The organism is Streptomyces sp. NPDC006643, from assembly GCF_042870175.1.
Lineage (GTDB): Bacteria > Actinomycetota > Actinomycetes > Streptomycetales > Streptomycetaceae > Streptomyces.
The window spans coordinates 118224-134435 of record NZ_JBIAHA010000011.1 but is presented as its reverse complement, the minus strand read 5'-3'; the positions used below and the strand labels follow the sequence as shown (position 1 = coordinate 134435).

The following is a 16212-nucleotide window of genomic DNA, read 5'->3' as shown; positions in this document are numbered from 1 at the left end:
CGGCTGTACGGTGACAGCCCACTCAGGCGACAGGAGTGTCATGGCGAAATCCCAGGGCAGCGTCCCCGAACCGGGCGCGGGCAAGGAGTGGACCGACAGTCTGTCCAGGGGGCGTGTTCCGGGGCCGAGACTCGACCAGCAACGGGTCGTGGACGGCCGGGGGCCCAGTACCCGCAGTGTGCACGCGGGTACGTACGAGGACCCGGCCACCGGCGCCGTCGGCACACCGGTCTTCCAGACCACGACCTTCAAGTTCACCGACGACACGTACGACGCGTTCGACCAGGGGCACATCCGGGACGTCCCCATCTACGGACGGTACGGCAGCCCCAACCAGTGGACGGTCCAGGAGAAGATCGCCTCCCTGGAGAACACCGAGAGCGCCCTGGTCTTCTCCTCGGGGATGGCCGCCATCACCACCACGCTGCTCGCGCTCACCAACCACGGCGGCCACATCGTGAGCAGCCGCGACGTCTACGGCGGGACGTTCAACCTGCTCCGTGAGGACATGCATCAGCTGGGCCGTACGGTCACCTTCACCGACCCGACGGACATCGACGCCGTCCGGGCGGCGGTGCGCGACGAGACGCAGGTCCTCTACTTCGAGTCGCTCACCAACCCGCTCCTGAAGGCGGTCCCGCTCGTCGAGCTGGGGAAGCTCGCGCGGGAGCGCCATCTGCTGCTGGTGATCGACAACACCTTCCTCACGCCCATCCATCTGCGACCGCTGGAGCACGGGGCGCACATCGTGGTGCACAGCGCCACGAAGTACCTGAACGGGCACAGCGACGTGACGGCCGGCGCGGTCGCCGGATCCCGTAAGTACGTCGACCGGATCTGGGCGCAGATGCTCAAGTTCGGCGGCTCGCTGGACGCCGGGATGTGCTTCCTGCTGGAGCGCGGGCTCAAGACGCTGGCACTGCGGATGGGGCAGCACAGTGTGAACGCCACAGCGGTCGCGGCGCTGCTCGACGAGCACCCCGCGGTGCACCGGGTCCACCACCCGTCCCGTCCGGACTATCCCTGGACCTGGCTCCACGAGGTGTGCCCCGACGGCTGGGGAGGCATGGTCAGTTTCGAGCTGAAGGGCGGGGACGAGACGGCGTTCAAGCTGCTGGACCGGCTGCGTCTGCCCGTGGTGGCGACCAGTCTCGGCGGTGTCGAGTCGCTGGTGAGTCTGCCGTTCAACACCTCGCACAGCTTCCTGACCGAGAGCCAGCGGGCGGAGGTCGGCATCGCGCCCGGCCTGGTGCGCTTCTCGGCCGGGATCGAGGACACCGAGGACCTCGTCGAGGACCTCGAACAGGCCCTCGCGGGTCTGTGAGGCCTGGCGGGTCAGTGACATCTCGTGGGTCTGTAAGACCACGCGGGTCTGTGAGGCCTCGCGAATCCGTGAGGCCTCGCGGGTCCGCGGGTCCGACGAGACGGGGACGCGGGGGCAGGGACGTGCGACAGGGACGCGGGACAGGGAGAACGAGAACATGCGCAACGGTCTGAACATCACCGGCGTCTCGGAGAGCGTGCACGAGTACCGGGACAACCCGGAGGAGGCCGTCGCCGACTTCCGGGTCGTCACCCCGCTCCCCGCGCCGGGGGAGGACATCGCGGTCAGCCGTACGCTCGCGCTCCGGGACGGCACCTACCGGATCGCCCGCGACTTCACCCTGCGGCACCGGCTCACCCTGGACGGCGGTTCGGGCGACCCGACCCCCTGCGAGTCGATGCTCGCTGCCGTCGCCGCGTGTGTGCTCACCACCAAGATCAACGGTTTCACCTCGCGGGGCGTGAGTCTGACCGCCCTGCGCACCACCGCGCGCGCCCAGTTGCCGCTCGGCCCGGACGGCGCGCCGGCCGCCGGCGCCGCTCTCGACGGACTGGGCTGGAGCACGGAGATCGACTGCGACGCGCCCACCGCGACGCTGCGTTCGATCAACGAGCTGGTGGGGGCCTTCAGCCCCAACCACCAGTCCGCCCTGGACTCCTCACCGGTGGAGGCCACGGTCACCGTGCACGGCCCGGCCGGGAGCGAGGTGTTCCCGGTGGAGTGGGCGCCCGCCTCCTCGGGCGGGACGGACGGCCGCGCCGTGGCGGCCGAGGCCGATGTCGTCTGGGAGGACGGCTCGGAGTCGGCGTACACCACCAGCCTCACCACCGACGGCGAGACCCGGACGACGCGTCCACTCGTGGTCGACCAGGCCAAGCAGATGCTCGGCATCGACAAGGGCCCCAACTCCCAGGAGATCCTGCTCGCCGCGCTCACCGCCGAGGTGGCGGGGCTGCTGCGGCAGGATCCGGCGCTGAGCGGCATACCGGTCACCGGTGCCAGGCTCTTCGGTTCGGGCCGGCTGGACACCCGGGGCATGCTCAACGTGGTCCGGGAGGTCCCCAGCCGCTTCCACGACCTGCGGATCGATCTCACGGTCGACGGCGACCCGGAGCACGGCCGTGCGTTGGCGGCAGCGCTGGGCGCGGCCCTGTCGCGTGCCGTGCTGCCCGCCACCCTGCTGGCCCGGCTCACCGTGGCCGTCGAGATGATCCGGGACGGCCGTCAAGAGGTGAGCGGTCTGACCACGCTGGCGCAGACCGAAGCCGTACGCGACGAGGTGACGCGGCGTCAACTGGCCGCGGCGCAGGCGTGACATGCGACGATCCGTGCGCCACGAACGCTCCCCCCGGAGGTCGTTACGCAACCTTGACTTTGATCTTCGTGCAAATTACGGTCTTGTGAACGCGGGGGCGGTGGAGAATCCTTATCAGGCGATCCAATCTGACCCGTTGGATTGCCGTCGGCCTGGGCCGGCGCCGACGGTGTGCGCCCATTCCGTGTTGTTGAACCAGCCTTTGATTGGATTTTACGGTCGCGTGCGCGACCGCAGAACGGGGGAGATCATGGCAGAGAGCACTGACGAGATCACATACGTCGCCGTAGTCAACGACGAGGAGCAGTACTCGATCTGGGCCCGTGGCAGGGACCTTCCCGCCGGTTGGCGGGAGGCCGGGTTCTCCGGCCCGAAGCAGGACTGCCTGGCCCATATCGAGCGGGTGTGGACGGATATGCGTCCCCTGAGTCTCCGTCGTGCCATGGAGCGATAGAGGGCGTCCGCCCATCTGAAATGTGATCTGCCCGGCCTGCTTCGGCGTGGCCGGGGAACGGGGGTAGTACTTTGTCCGGCATCGCCATGCCCAATGTGCTGGTGGGGCGACAGAACGAGGTGAGCCTCCTTATGGAGGCCGCCCGAAAAACCGTCGACCGGCCCGTAATGGTCAAGATCTCCGGTGAATCCGGAATCGGGAAAACCAGAATCCTGTCGGAATTCCTCGCCATCGCGGGCGAGAATTCCGCGCTGAAGCTCCTGGAATGTACGGCGGCCGACGACCGGCACAGTACATTCCGTCCCCTTTCCACCCTGCCGGGACTGGACGACCCACGTCCCCGCGAGAACCCACTGGCGGACCTGCCGGAGCTGGCGGGCCCGGGCAGAGCCGTCCTCGTCATCGACGACCTGCACCAGGCGTCGCACGCCCTCAACCTGGCCATCGAGAAGCTCATCTGGAACCCGCCGCAGCTCGACCTCCTGGTGGTCCTGGCCTACCGGCCGCACGGGGTCGCCAACCGGCTCCTCGCCGCACTCGGCGGGGCCCAGCCGCAGTGGGACATCGTCGACCTGCCGCTCAGACCGCTGAGCGCGGAGGCCGCCGAGGGGTTCCCGCTGGAGCACCTGTGCGGACAGCACCACATGACCCTGCATCAGGAGAGCGGCGGCAACCCGCGCCATCTGAAGCTCCTTGCCGCGCTGTGCCAGGGTGCCGAGTGCCGGGGCGAGCCACTGCTGCGCAGCGGCACCGAACTGCCCGGCGAGGCGACGGCGCCCATCCTCGCCGACCTCGACACCCTCTCCGGCACGGCGCGGACCGTCGGCTCAGCGGCGGCCGTGATCGGTGACGTCTTCGATCTGGAACTGACCGCGGCCGTGGCCGAACTGGACCGTACGACCGTGCTGGTGGCCGTCGACGAACTGCTCGCTCTCGATCTGGTCCAGGCGGACACGGTGCCCGGCACTTTCCGCTTCCGGCACCGCGTACTGCGCGGTGTGGTCTACCGCTCCGCCCCCGAAGGCTGGCGCCTGGGGGCGCACGCGCGGGCCGTGGAAGCGCTGAGCGGCCTCAACCAGCCCACCGTGCGCATCGCCGAACATGTCGAACGGGCGGGTGTGGGCGGGCCGAAGGCAGCCGCGCTGCTCACCTCCGCGGGCAAGGTCATCGAGCCGCAGGACCCCGAGACCGCCGCCGTCTGGTACACCGCCGCGCTGCGGATGCTCGGGGACGGCCCCGACAGCCGCGAGCAGCGGGCGGAGTTGCTGACCGCCATCGCCCACGGGGCGCTCATGGCCGGGCGGCTGGAGGAGTGCGGGGCCGCGCTGGACCGCCGTGACGCGCTCCTTGCGGGAAGCGTCGCCCGGCCGGACCGGGAGGCACTCACCGTCGAATGCCGGGCCAGACTGGCCCAGTTCGCCGGGCGGTACACCGAGGCCCGGACCATACTGCGCCAGGCCATCACCTCCTTGGACCCGGCCGCCGCCTCGCGCCGGCTGCGCCTCGTACTCGCCGCCACCACCGTGCTCGACACCGGCTGGGAGTGGTCGGAGGACGCGCTCCTGAGCGCCGTCGGCAGCGAAGACCTCATGCTCCAGGCCCTCGCGCTCGGTGTGCACTCGGTCGCCGCGCTGACCGAGGGACGCCGGGCCGTCGCCGAGCGCAGCGCGAGCGAGGCCGCGCAGCTGATCGACCGGCAGAGCGACGAGCAACTGGCCTGCCACATCGAGGCCGTGTGCCATGTCGCCTGGGCCGAGCTGCGCCTCGGACACCACGCCGAGGCGGCCCGGCACTTCGCCCGTGGCCAGGGAGTATGCAGACGACGCGGGCAGTGGCTGGCCATGATCCCGCTGCTCACCGGTCTCGGCACCGTCGAGCTGCGCCGGGGTCGGCTGGCCCGCGCCAGGGACCAGGCCAACCAGGCGATGAAGCTGGCCCTCGGCCCCGGCCGGGAGGACCTGCTCAGCATGGTGCTCGCCCTGCGGGCGGAGATCGCCCTGGCGGACGGTGCCACGCTGCACAGCCTGGCCGACAGCCGGGCCGCGGCCGAGGTCATCACCCCGGACACCCCGACCTGGCGTCAGGTACGGCTGGCGGAGGCCGCGGCCCTGCTCGCCCAGGGCGACGCCGAGGCGTGCACGGCCGCCGTCGTCGACGCGGGCGGCGGCGCCGCCCTGCTCGACCTGCCGATGTGGGACCACCCCAGGGCCTTCGACCTGCTCAGCCGGGCGGCGCTGGCCGCCGGCCGCAGGCCCGAGGCCGAGGAGGCCGCCGAACAGGCCTGGCGGGCGGCGCAGGTGCTGCGACTGCCCGCGGCGCTGGGCCTGGCGTCGATGGCGCGGGCGCGGGTGGCGGAGAAGCCCGCCGAAGCGCTCGACCACGCGCTGCGGGTGGCGGAGATCGAGGACCACCCCCTGCTGGAGGTGCCGGGCCGGCTGCTCGCCGCCAACGCGCTGTGGGCGGTGGGAGACGTCGCCGGTACCATCCGGCAGCTGGACGCCGTCGAGTCGGTGGCCGACCGGTGCGGTCTGGGCGAGGCCCTGGCCGCGGCCCGTGAGCTGCGAGAAGTGGTCGAGGCCCGCGCCGCGGCCATGCGTCCGCCGACCGAGCAGCACATGCTCAGCCAGCGGGAGTTCGAGATCGCGGACCTGGTCAGCCAGGGCCGTACCAACCGGCAGATCGCCCGGCAGCTGGAGGTCAGCCACAAGACGGTGGAGACCCATCTGGGCCGTATCTTCACCAAGTTGAAGGTGTCCTCGAGGGCGGAGATCGCCAGCATGATCGGACGCTCCTCGGTCGTCGCGCGGCCCCGCCGGACGGCCGCCGCCCGCTGACGGACGACCGTCCGCTGACGGCGACCGTCCGCGTACGGCGACCTCCCGCGTACGGGCACGGCCTCGGCACCTGACAGGTGTGACGACAGCGCCCGCGTACCAGTGGCCCACAGGCCCGTCGGTACGCGGGCGCTGTCGTCGTACGCCCCACACCAACGGCCACCGGGCCCCGTCCTAGTCAGGGCAATGACCGACAGGTCTCGCGGCGGCCGGACTGTCAAGGTGGTCGAGAGTCTGAACACCCTTCTTGACTCTGGCAACGGGCCTGAAGTCATTCACAGTTCACACCTTCAGCGGAGGGGCGTATGGGGACCTTCGGTCTGGCCGCGAGCGGCTTTACGGAGCACGCACTGGAGCAGGCCGCCGAGGACGTCGTCCGAAGCGGCTACACGGTGCTGGACGGAGGTCAGCTGCGCACCCTGCTGCCCGAGGACGAGCTGGACACCTTCGGCCAGTTCTGGAACGACCTGCCCCCCGACGAGGCGTTGACCGACGGCGGGGCGTACCGCTACCGCCGTTACGGGCGCCTGCGGGTGACGGTCGGTGAGAACGGGCCGTCCTTCGAGGCGCTGCCGCACACCACCTTCCGGCAGGACGGCATTCCGCTGTGGCGCGGCGCGGACCGGGAGTTCGCGCCCATCGAGGAGAAGGCGCTGCTGCACCCGGGCATGCTGGCGCTGGCGAGCTTCGACACGGCGCTCGCCGCCGCGATCAGCGGCAAGCGCGACTGGGAGCTGGGGATCCATCAGATCCGCATGGTCGCCAGTCAGGACGAGGACGGGCTGCCCACTCCCGAGGGCCGCCACCGGGACGGTCACTGCTACATCGGCATGCACCTGCTGCGCCGGGAGGACTGCCAGGGCGGCGAGTCGACGATCTACCCCGAGGGGGGCGAGCCCGCCAGGCTCACCCTGCGTACCCCGCTCGACTCGGTCTTCGTCGACGACAAGCAGGTCACGCACGAGGTGTCGGCCACCAGGCCCATCCGGCGGACCGGCATCCGCGACATGCTGCTGGTCGACCTCAACCCCGTGGACGAGGCCCAGTGAGGTGGCCGGGCCCCGGCCATGAGACCGAACTCCTGCGCTCCATGGTCGAGATCCCCTCCACCTCCGGCAGGGAGGGCGAGCTGGCCCTGATGCTCGTGGAGCGGATGGCCGCCGCCGGTTTCGACAGCCATATCGACGCGGCCGGCAATGTGCACGGCGCCGTCGGCGACCCGGAGGGCCCCGAGATCCGGATGCTCGGGCACATCGACACGGTCTCCGGCGACCTGCCGGTGAAGCTGGAGGGCGACATCCTCCACGGCCGCGGCACCGTCGACGCCAAGGGGCCGATGGCCACCATGATCTGCGCCGCGTCCCGGCTCGCCGACCGTGTCCCGGCCCGGCTGACGGTGATCGGGGCGGTCGGCGAGGAGGCCAACTCGTTCGGGGCCCGGCATCTGCTCCATCTCCCGCCGCCCGACGCGCTGCTCATCGGCGAACCGAGCGGGGTGCACGCGGTCGGGATCGGCTACAAGGGCGTCTTCCGGTTCCGTACGGAATTCACCCAGCCGCCCGCCCACACCAGCTCCAGCCAGGCGACCGCGGCCGAGGTCGCCGTCGCGTTCTGGCAGGAGCTGACGGCCGCGCTGGCCGAGGGCCACACCGAGGACACCCCGCTGTTCCAGCGGGCGTTGCCCACCCTGGTCGGCATGGGTGGCGACCTCGAACACGCCACCGTCGACATCTCCTGCCGGCTGCCCATCGGCTTCGACACCAAGGCGCTGACCGAGCGGCTGTCCGCCGTCGGCCGCGTCACCGTGATCGAGGACGTCCCGGCGGTCCGGTCCCGGCGTACGGATCCGGCGGTGGCCGCGCTCAGCGGGGCCGTCGCGTCGCGCGGGATCCGGCCCGTGCCCAAGCTGAAGCTCGGCACGTCCGACTGGAACGTGGTCGCCCGTGACTGGCCCGTTCCCACGGCCGCCTACGGCCCGGGGGACTCCCGGCTCTGCCACCAGGACGACGAACGCATCGACCTCACCGAGTACCTGGCGGCCATCGACGTACTGACCGATGCGCTGCCCCGGCTCGCCCACGCATTGCGCCGTGCCCGGTCCACGGACGGCGCCGAGCAACTCTCAGGGAGCGTCCCGCTGTGACCGCAAGGCGACAGACACTGGCCGTGCTCGCCTCCAGGACCCGGCTGGAGGAGAAGCTCCTCCTGGCCGAACTCCGCAGGCGGGACATCGACTTCGAGCACGTCGACCCGCGGCGCCTGGCCGTGCGCCTGAACACCTCCGAGCGGCTGTCCCTCCCGTACGGAGGAGCGCTCAGCCGGGAGATATCGCACACCCGCAATCTGCACGCCAGCCGGCTGCTGGAACACGCCGGAGTGCCGGTGGTCAACAGCTCCGAGGTCATCTCGGTGTGCGGCGACAAGCTGCTGACCACCCTCGCCCTGCGCGACGGCGGGCTGCCCACCATCCGGGCCCTGGTCACCCTCACCCCCGAGGCGGCGCTGGACGAGCTGGACGACTTCGGCTATCCGGCGGTGGTCAAGCCGCTCACCGGCTCCTGGGGGCGGCTCGCCGCCCGTATGCACGATCACGAGCAGGCCGAGGCGCTGCTCGAACACCGTGCCGCGCTGACCGGACCCCAGCACCAGATCACCTTCGTGCAGGAGTACGTGGACAAGCCGGACCGCGACATCAAGGCGTACGTCTTCGGCGGCGAGGTGATCGGCGCGATCTACAAGGTGCGCGAGGACCACTGGCGTACCAACACCGCGCGTGGCGGCCGGGCGGAGAAGTGCCCGCTCACCGACGAGCTCGTCAAACTGCTCCGGGCCACCTCCGACGCCATCGGCCCCGGAGTGCTCGGCATCGACGTCATCGAGCACCGGGACGGACGGATGTTCGTCAACGAGGTCAACCACACACCGGAGTTCCACGGCGCCGTGGAAGTGCTCGGCACCGACCTGGTGGGCGCCTACGTCGACTACGTGCTCGGCAGCCTCGATCTGGGAGGCGACCGATGAACGCCCACCCGGTGGCCGAGGCCACCGGCCCCGACGGGCTGACCGAGCTGCCCCCCGGGCACTACGACTGGCTGCGCGTCCAACTGCGCCGCCCGGCCGACGAGGAGACCACCGGCGTCGCGTGGCTGTACTTCGCCGACGCCGTCGACCCGGAACCGCTGGTCGCCACCGCCGGATCCGACCTCGCCTGGCTGCCCGTGCCGCGTCGCGGCGTCCTGCGCGGCGTACGGCTGCCCGAGCGGCCGGAGCTGGCCGCGGCCACCCTGACACCGGTGCCCGCCCACCCCGGCACCCACCGACCCGCCGGCACCCACCGACCCGACGGAGCCCAGGGGGCCGACACCCATGGCTGATCCAGGGAAACTCGCCATGCTCGGCGGCGCCCGCGCCGTCGCCAAGCAGGATGTGACCAAGGCGCTGACCGGCTGGCCGGTCGTGACCGAGCGGGAACACGCCGCGCTGCGCGGTGTGCTGGACGGCGGTCTGTTCACCTCCAACGACGCGGGCCGCGGCGAGGTCAGCAAGCTCCAGACGGAATGGGCCAGTTATGTGGGGACGCGGCACTGCGCCGCCGTCTCCAACGGCACCGCCGCCCTGGAACTGGCCCTCGCCGCACTGGACCTGGAGCCGGGCTCCGAGGTCCTGGTCCCGGCGCTCACCTTCGTCGGCAGCGCCGTGCCCGTCCTCCAGCGCGGGCTCAAGCCCGTCTTCGTGGACATCGACCCGCGGACCTACACCCTCGACCCGGTGGCCGCCGAGAAGGCCGTCACCGAACGCACCCGCGCCGTGATCGCCGTCCATCTGCACGGACTGCCCTGCGACATGACCGCCATCGCGGCGCTGGCCGAGGCCCACGGTCTGTACGTCATCGAGGACGCCGCCCAGGCCCAGGGCGCCACCTACCAGGGCCGCCGGACGGCCTCGCTCGGACACATCAACGCGGTCAGCCTCAACGTGGTGAAGAATCTCCCCACCTGCGGCGAGGGCGGACTGGTCACCACCGACGACGAGGCCCTGTACGAACGCGTCGTGCTGCACCGCCAGTTCGGTGAGGATCTGACCCCGGGCCGGGACCGTGACTATCTCTCCCGGGTGCTGGCGGGCAACGAGAAACTCAGCGCCGTACAGGCCGCGTTCACCCGGTGCCAGCTGGAGCGGCTGGACGCGGACAGCACCGCCCGCGACCGGGTGGTGCGCCAATTCCTCGGCCGGCTCGACGCCCTGCCCGGTGTCGTCGTCCCCGTCTGCCCCGAGGACCGCACCCACGCGTGGCACATCCTGCGGCTGCGGTTCGACCCGGCCGCGGCGGGCCATCCGGACCTGCCGGCCGGCGCGTTCCGGGCCGTGGTCCAGCGCGCTTTGCGTGCCGAGGGCGTGCCCGTACAGCCCTACCAGGTGGTACCGCTCCCCGGGCAGCAGGCCCTGCGCGACGTCGGCGCGGACATCGAGGACTTCCCGGTGAGCCTGGCCGTGATCGACGAGTCGGTCACCCTCCAGCGCTGGCATCTCAACCCGGCCTGCGGACCCGTACTCGACCGGTGCGCCACCGCCTTCGAGAAGGTCTGGGACCAACTGGACACCCTGGCGCCCGTGATCGCGTCGGCGCGGCACCGCCCGCCGTGGCAGGCGGCCATGAACGGAGGAGCAGCGCGATGACCGCATCCACGGAGGCGGTGTCACCGCCCTTCGCCGAGCAGACCTTCGGCGAGCAGGCCTTCCGGATCCGCGAACACATCCTGAAGATGGCGACCGCGCCGCAGGGCGCGCACGTGGGCGGCAGCCTCTCCTGCGCGGACGTGCTGCTGCATCTGTACACCCGGGTGCTCGACGTACGTCCGGAGGAGCCGGACTGGCCCGACCGGGACCGCTTCGTGCTCAGCAAGGGCCACGCCGCGCCCGCGCTGTACGCGGTGCTCGCGGAGACCGGCCATCTGCCGGTGGAGGAGCTGGCGACGTACACCCAGCCCGGCAGCCGGCTGGCCGGGCACCCGCTGGGGAGGCTGCCCGGGGTGGAGTTCCCCACCGGGTCGCTGGGGCACGGGCTGTCCCTCGGCACCGGCGTCGCCCTGGCCATGCGCCGACTGGGCCGCCCCGCACGGGCCTTCGTCCTGCTCGGGGACGGCGAACTCCAAGAGGGCTCGGTGTGGGAGGCGGCGATGTCGGCGGCCCAGTTCGGGCTGGACAACCTGGTGGCCGTCGTCGACCGCAACGGCCTCCAGATCACCGGCGGCACCGAGGAATGTGTGGCCCTGGAACCGCTGGCGGAGCGGTGGCGCAGCTTCGGCTGGTCCGCCGTGGAGATCGACGGGCACGACGAGGCCGCGCTGGCGCAGACGTTCGCCGGGCTGCCCGTGCGGACCGGGAAGCCCACGGTGGTCATCGCGCGGACCGTGAAGGGCCGGGGCGTCGCCCTGTTCGAGGGCAAGAAGAAGAGCCACTCCGTCCAGCTGAACCCGAGGCTCTACCAGCGGGCGAAGAAGGACCTGAGGTCAGGCAGGACGGCATGAGCGAAGTGATCACCGAAACAGCGGCCGGGACACCGGCGAAGACACCGGCCGGCTCGGCCGCCGGCAACACCGCCGGCCCGGCTGCCGGTAAACCGGCTGACACGGCGGCGGCCGGGAAGCCGGACGAACAGAGCTGGGCCGAGCGGTACGCCGTACCCGCGCGTGACGCCTACCGCCGCACCCTGGTGGACCTCGCCCGGGTGGACCCCCGGATCTTCTGCGTCGACTCGGACATGGGCGGGCTGGAGACCCTCTTCGGCGACGCGCTCCCCGAGCAGTACGTCAACGTGGGCATCGCGGAGGCGAATCTGCTGGGTGTCTCGGCCGGGCTCGCCCACTCCGGGCTGCTGCCCTACGCCAACACCATCGCCAGCTTCGCGGCGGCCCGCGCCTGCGAGCAGTTGAAGGTCGACGTCGCGGGCAACAACCTGCCGGTACGGATCGTCGTCACGCACGCCGGGGTCTCCGCCGGACACTACGGCCCCACCCACCACGCCGTGGAAGACGTCGCGATCGTCCGGACGCTGCCGCATCTGACCGTCGTCGTGCCGTGCGACGCCGCCGAGACGGAGGCCGCCGTACGGGCCACCGTCGATCTGCCGGGCCCCCTGTATCTGCGACTGGGCCGCGCCGCGACGCCGTTGGTGAACGACGCCCCGTACGACTTCCGTCTCGGTGAGGCCCGGCTGCTGCGCGAGGGCGAGGACGTCACGATCGTCGCCACCGGCCCCTATCCGGTGGTCATGGCCCTGGAAGCGGCCGAACTCCTCGCCCGGCAGGGGCACTCGGCGCGCGTTCTGAACATGCACACCATCAAGCCGCTCGACACCGCCGCCCTCGGCCGCGCCGCCCGGGAGACCGGCGGCATCGTCACGGTCGAGGACCACGTACGGGTCGGCGGACTCGGCGCCGCGGTCTGCGAGGCGGTCGCGGAGGACCACCCCTGCCCCGTGCACAGGATCGGTGTGCCCGACGGCTATCTGGACCATGTGGCGGGCGAACGCGAACTGCTGGAGTACGCGGGAGTGCACCCGGAGGCCATCGCGGCGGCGGCCCTCGCCCTCGCCCGGAGGCGGGAGTGACCCGCTCAGACCCGCATCGGCGCCCGCACCAGCGGGCTGCGCCACCAGGCCAGCAACTCCGGGTGACGCTCCCGGGGCAGGCAGAAGGCGTCCACGGCGAGCGCCGGCCGGGCGAACAGCACCTCGCCGTCGGCTCCGGCCGCCAACGCGCCCCTCACCAGGGCGAGTTCGGCGGCCCCCGCCCCCGGCCAGAAATCCACCCCGACCGTCTCCGGGCCCGCGGCGACCCGCTCCCCGGCGCGCGTCAACCGCAGCCGGCACAGGGTGCCCTCGGCCACCGCCCGCCACTCGACGAGCAGCCCCGGCCCCACCGGCAGGGCCTCGTGCGGCACGGGCACGGGCCGGGTGTCCGGAGCACGGCGCATATGGACCTCGGACAGCGGCTTGTCGGACGCGCCGAAGTGCCGCACCGTGCGGTAGCCCAGCCGTGCGTAGAACGCCGGATTGCCACGTTCCACCACCGCGTCCAGCGCCACCTCACGGACACCGGCCGCCGCGGCGGCGGCTTCGAGCCGGCCCAGCAACGCCCGCGCCGCACCGGTGCGACGGCTCGTCGGATCGACCGCCAGCCGCCGTACCTCCCACAGCTCCGGCGCCACCCGCACCGCCCGCACCGTGCCCACCGGACGTCCGGCGTCCCACGCCACCCACAGCAACTGCCCGGCGGCCAGGTCCCGGTGGACCTCCGCCGCGTCGGCCAGCGCACCGTCCGCGATCGGCAGTCCGGGCAGAAGATCGCCCGTCGCATAAGCAGCCCGCACGAGTTCGGATATTCGCTCGGCGAGTTCCCCGGAAAGGGTAGTAATGAGGTTCACGTGCATCCACGCATGATAAGCACGGTCGTCGACATATCAGAAGTCTGTGACAATAGAGGAATTACGAAATCCGGTGCCGACGGGTCCGACGGTTCCGCCGGATTCAATATCTGGCGCAACACCTTTCCCGCCGAGGATCTGCCGGCCCCCGGCTCGTCGGTGGAAGTGACCGGCGTGGCGTTCGAGTTCCCGGCCAGGGCGACCGGTCGCGGCGACAACATCCGGTGCCGCGGCCAGCTTCTGCCGCTGCCCGGAGTCCGCGCCGACTGGCTCTACCTCCTCGGCGCCGCCGAGCGCCGCACCGAGGACGAGCTCGAACTCCACTACGCGGACGGCACGGTGCGCACCGCCTGGCTGCGCATGTCCGACTTCTGGCCCGAGACGGCCGCCTGGTTCGGCGAACCCGAGGCGTTCCGCGGCTCCGGCCTGCGCTACCCGCGCCACACCCAGGACGGCCACCGCCCCGTGATCTGGCAGCAGCGCGTCCCGGTCACGGTGCCCGGCGAACTGGCCGCGCTACGGCTGCCGGACAACCCGGCGATGCACGTCTTCGCGCTCACCGCGGTCAGGGAACCGGGGGTGCGCGATGCGGGTTGAGCTGACACCCGTGGTCCCCTGGCGGCACGAGCTGGGCCACTGCCTGCACACCACGGCCGGCGTGCTGCTGGCCCACCGGGGGCTGGACCCGCAGATCGTCCTCGGCGCAGCCTGGGGCTTCCACTACCCCGGTGACCTGCGGCGGGAGGAGTACTACCTGCCGGGCCACGCCGACGACCTGTTCGCCGGGCTCGCCCCGTACCACGGGCTGCACTCGCAATGGCACACCCCGGCCGGACCCGAGGAGGGCTGGCGGGAGGTACGCGCGGAGCTGTGCGCGGGGCGGCCCGTCGCGGTGGCCGCCGACAACTTCCATCTGCCCTTCCGCCCCGCCCACCGGGACGTGCACACCAACCATCTGATGGTGGTCCACGGCTTCGACGACGAGGCGGGGGAGGTCTATGTCACCGACCCCGTACCGCCCGCCCACCAGGGCCCGTTGTCGCTGGCGGCGCTGACGGCGGCCCGGGACTCGGGCAACCCCGTCCGGCACGACCGGGACATGTTCTTCACCGCCAACCCGATCGGCAACCGCTGGCTGAGCTGGGAGGCGAGTGGCCCACAGCCGCCGTTCACCCCGGAGTTCGTCGCCGAGGCGATGGCGCGCAACGTCCGGGCCCTGACCGACCCCGCCGACCCGCGCACCTCGGGGCTGCCCGGCCTCAGGGCCTTCCTCGACGGCGCCTGGGAGCGGCTGGAGGAGACCCCCGAGGTGGTGGACGAGGTCTTCATCGTGGCCGGGCCCGTGCTGGCCACGACCGGACTGCACGGCGACTTCCTGGACCGCGCGGGCCGCGAGTCCGGCGACGGGCGGCTGCGTGAACTGGCCCGCCAAGTCGCGGGCGTCGCCCACCACTGGGCGGCACTGAGGATCGCCGTGGCCACCGCGCGCCAGGACCGGGCGGCGGCCCTGCCCGCCCTGCGCCGCCGCTCGGCACGGCTCGTCGAGTCCTACGAGCAGGTCCTGACGGCGCTGGGGACACACCTGTCGGGGGTTTCCCCTACTGCCCACCCGTCCGGGCTTCCGCGAATCTCAAGACATCAGACCGATGACCTTGCGGCGGAGGTGACGCAGTGAACGTGGCCTGTCCCGAATGCGTGGCGGACGTGAAAGTCGCGCAGCAGCCAGAGCTGAACGAAATTCTTGAATGCGGTGAGTGTGCCGGTGAATTGGAAGTGATTTCGCTGGACCCGTTGATGGTCGCGGTTGCGCCCGAGGCCGAGGAGGACTGGGGCGAGTGATCCGGGTCGGGATCGTAGGCGGAGCCGGTTATATCGGAGGGGAATTGCTGCGTCTCCTTTCCGGGCATACGGAAGTGGAGATTGCGGCTGTCACCTCGTCCCGGCTCGCCGGCCGGCGGGTCGACGGCGGCCACCCCAATCTGCGGGGCAGGACCGACCTCGCCTACGTCTCACCCGAGGACCTGCCCGAGTGCGACGTCCTGTTCTTCACCGGCTCGACCGTGGCCGATCCGGAAGGGCGGGCCGCGCTGACGGCCCGGGGCAAGGTCGTCTACGACCTCAGCCCCGACCTGCGGCTCGCCGACCCGGCCGTCTACCGGCGGCACTACGGCGAGCACCCGGCGCCCGACCTCCTCGGCACGGCTGTCGTCGGCCTGCCGGAGCTGTACCGTACGCGGCTGCGTACGGCGGACCTGGTGAGCGTGCCCGGCTGTATGGCCACGGCGTCGATCCTGGCGCTGCGCCCGCTGAGCGAGGCGGGCCTCCTGGAGCCGGCCGTCACGGTCGACGGCCGGGTCGGCTCCAGCGGATCGGGCGCCTCGGCCGGCGAGATGAATCTGCACGCCGAACGCAGCGGTGTGCTGCGGGTGTTCGCCCCGCTGAACCACCGGCACCAGGCGGAGATCGCCCAGGCCACCGGCCTCGACGTGATGATGACCGCCACCGGCGTGGACGCCGTGCGCGGCGTGCAGGTGCTGTGCCACGCCACGCTGAACGACGACGTCACCGAGCAGCAGCTGCGGCGGATCTACCGCGAGGCGTACCGGGCCGAGCCGCATGTGCGTGTCATCGCACAGAAGCGCGGCAACTACCGGCTGCCCGAGCCCAAGATCCTGCTCGGCTCCAACTACTGCGACGTCGGCTTCGCGATCGACCCGGGGAGTCGCAGGGTGCTGCTGTGCGGAGCCCTCGACAACCTCGTCAAGGGAGGCGCGGGCAATGCCGTCCAGTGCCTCAACATCCGAATGGGCCTCGACGAGTCGCTCGGGCTCGACTTCCCCGGCCTGCACCCGATCTGAGC

Annotated in this window: 16 protein-coding genes; 15 read left to right on the top strand and 1 reads right to left on the bottom strand. The window is 71.7% G+C overall.

The genetic code is table 11. From position 1 onward, the window contains the following. Positions 1-40 precede the first annotated feature (40 nt). The 11 genes from ACFYNU_RS16860 (at position 41) to ACFYNU_RS16810 (ending at position 12537) form a co-directional block, all read left to right on the top strand. On the top strand, positions 41-1324 hold the full coding sequence (locus ACFYNU_RS16860; protein ID WP_356584116.1) for an aminotransferase class I/II-fold pyridoxal phosphate-dependent enzyme: 1284 nt from the start codon (positions 41-43) through the stop codon (positions 1322-1324). Positions 1325-1481: 157 nt separating this feature from the next. Then, positions 1482-2639 carry a hypothetical protein gene (locus tag ACFYNU_RS16855; protein WP_356584118.1) on the top strand — a complete coding sequence of 386 codons (1158 nt, stop codon included), beginning with the start codon at positions 1482-1484 and terminating at the stop codon, positions 2637-2639. Between the two features lie 250 nt (positions 2640-2889). Then, a complete protein-coding gene (locus tag ACFYNU_RS16850) occupies positions 2890-3093 on the top strand; it encodes an MbtH family NRPS accessory protein (RefSeq protein WP_356584120.1) in 204 nt (67 codons plus the stop codon). Positions 3094-3179: 86 nt separating this feature from the next. Next, a complete protein-coding gene (locus tag ACFYNU_RS16845) occupies positions 3180-5927 on the top strand; it encodes a LuxR C-terminal-related transcriptional regulator (RefSeq protein ID WP_356584122.1) in 2748 nt (915 codons plus the stop codon). A gap of 305 nt (positions 5928-6232) precedes the next feature. Continuing rightward, positions 6233-6976, top strand: a complete 744-nt coding sequence (locus tag ACFYNU_RS16840; protein WP_356584124.1) for a 2OG-Fe dioxygenase family protein — start codon at positions 6233-6235, stop codon at positions 6974-6976. Continuing rightward, a complete protein-coding gene (locus tag ACFYNU_RS16835; RefSeq protein ID WP_356584126.1) occupies positions 6973-8070 on the top strand; it encodes a M20/M25/M40 family metallo-hydrolase in 1098 nt (365 codons plus the stop codon). Before ACFYNU_RS16840 ends, ACFYNU_RS16835 begins: the two co-directional genes overlap by 4 nt. After that, on the top strand, positions 8067-8948 hold the full coding sequence (gene lysX / locus ACFYNU_RS16830; RefSeq protein WP_356584128.1) for a lysine biosynthesis protein LysX: 882 nt from the start codon (positions 8067-8069) through the stop codon (positions 8946-8948). The genes ACFYNU_RS16835 and lysX overlap by 4 nt, the downstream gene beginning before the upstream one ends. Continuing rightward, positions 8945-9301, top strand: coding sequence for a hypothetical protein (locus tag ACFYNU_RS16825; RefSeq protein ID WP_356584130.1), 357 nt, complete (start codon positions 8945-8947; stop codon positions 9299-9301). Before lysX ends, ACFYNU_RS16825 begins: the two co-directional genes overlap by 4 nt. Then, entirely contained in the window at positions 9294-10604 is a 1311-nt protein-coding gene (locus ACFYNU_RS16820) for a DegT/DnrJ/EryC1/StrS family aminotransferase (protein WP_356584132.1), read from the top strand. The genes ACFYNU_RS16825 and ACFYNU_RS16820 overlap by 8 nt, the downstream gene beginning before the upstream one ends. Further along, complete coding sequence (locus ACFYNU_RS16815; RefSeq protein ID WP_356584134.1) at positions 10601-11455, top strand: transketolase; 855 nt, start codon at positions 10601-10603, stop codon at positions 11453-11455. The genes ACFYNU_RS16820 and ACFYNU_RS16815 overlap by 4 nt, the downstream gene beginning before the upstream one ends. Further along, on the top strand, positions 11452-12537 hold the full coding sequence (locus ACFYNU_RS16810; protein WP_356584136.1) for a transketolase C-terminal domain-containing protein: 1086 nt from the start codon (positions 11452-11454) through the stop codon (positions 12535-12537). Before ACFYNU_RS16815 ends, ACFYNU_RS16810 begins: the two co-directional genes overlap by 4 nt. A 5-nt stretch (positions 12538-12542) precedes the next feature. Here ACFYNU_RS16810 and ACFYNU_RS16805 read toward each other — a convergent pair whose 3' ends face one another. Next, positions 12543-13358 (bottom strand): GNAT family N-acetyltransferase, encoded by an 816-nt coding sequence (locus tag ACFYNU_RS16805; protein ID WP_356584138.1) that lies wholly within the window; start codon positions 13356-13358, stop codon positions 12543-12545. Between the two features lie 168 nt (positions 13359-13526). On the opposite strand from ACFYNU_RS16805, the gene ACFYNU_RS16800 reads away from it, so the two are divergent. Genes ACFYNU_RS16800 through argC form a run of 4 tightly spaced genes read left to right on the top strand, consistent with a single transcriptional unit; the run spans position 13527 to position 16210 of the window. Further along, on the top strand, positions 13527-13949 hold the full coding sequence (locus tag ACFYNU_RS16800) for a hypothetical protein (protein ID WP_356584140.1): 423 nt from the start codon (positions 13527-13529) through the stop codon (positions 13947-13949). Next, entirely contained in the window at positions 13939-15027 is a 1089-nt protein-coding gene (locus tag ACFYNU_RS16795) for a BtrH N-terminal domain-containing protein (RefSeq protein ID WP_356584142.1), read from the top strand. The genes ACFYNU_RS16800 and ACFYNU_RS16795 overlap by 11 nt, the downstream gene beginning before the upstream one ends. Further along, the gene (lysW, locus tag ACFYNU_RS16790) at positions 15024-15191 is read left to right on the top strand and encodes a lysine biosynthesis protein LysW (protein ID WP_069621941.1); all 168 of its coding nucleotides are present in this window, start codon (positions 15024-15026) and stop codon (positions 15189-15191) included. Before ACFYNU_RS16795 ends, lysW begins: the two co-directional genes overlap by 4 nt. Continuing rightward, complete coding sequence (gene argC / locus ACFYNU_RS16785) at positions 15188-16210, top strand: N-acetyl-gamma-glutamyl-phosphate reductase (RefSeq protein ID WP_356584144.1); 1023 nt, start codon at positions 15188-15190, stop codon at positions 16208-16210. The genes lysW and argC overlap by 4 nt, the downstream gene beginning before the upstream one ends. The last annotated feature ends 2 nt before the right edge of the window (positions 16211-16212 follow it).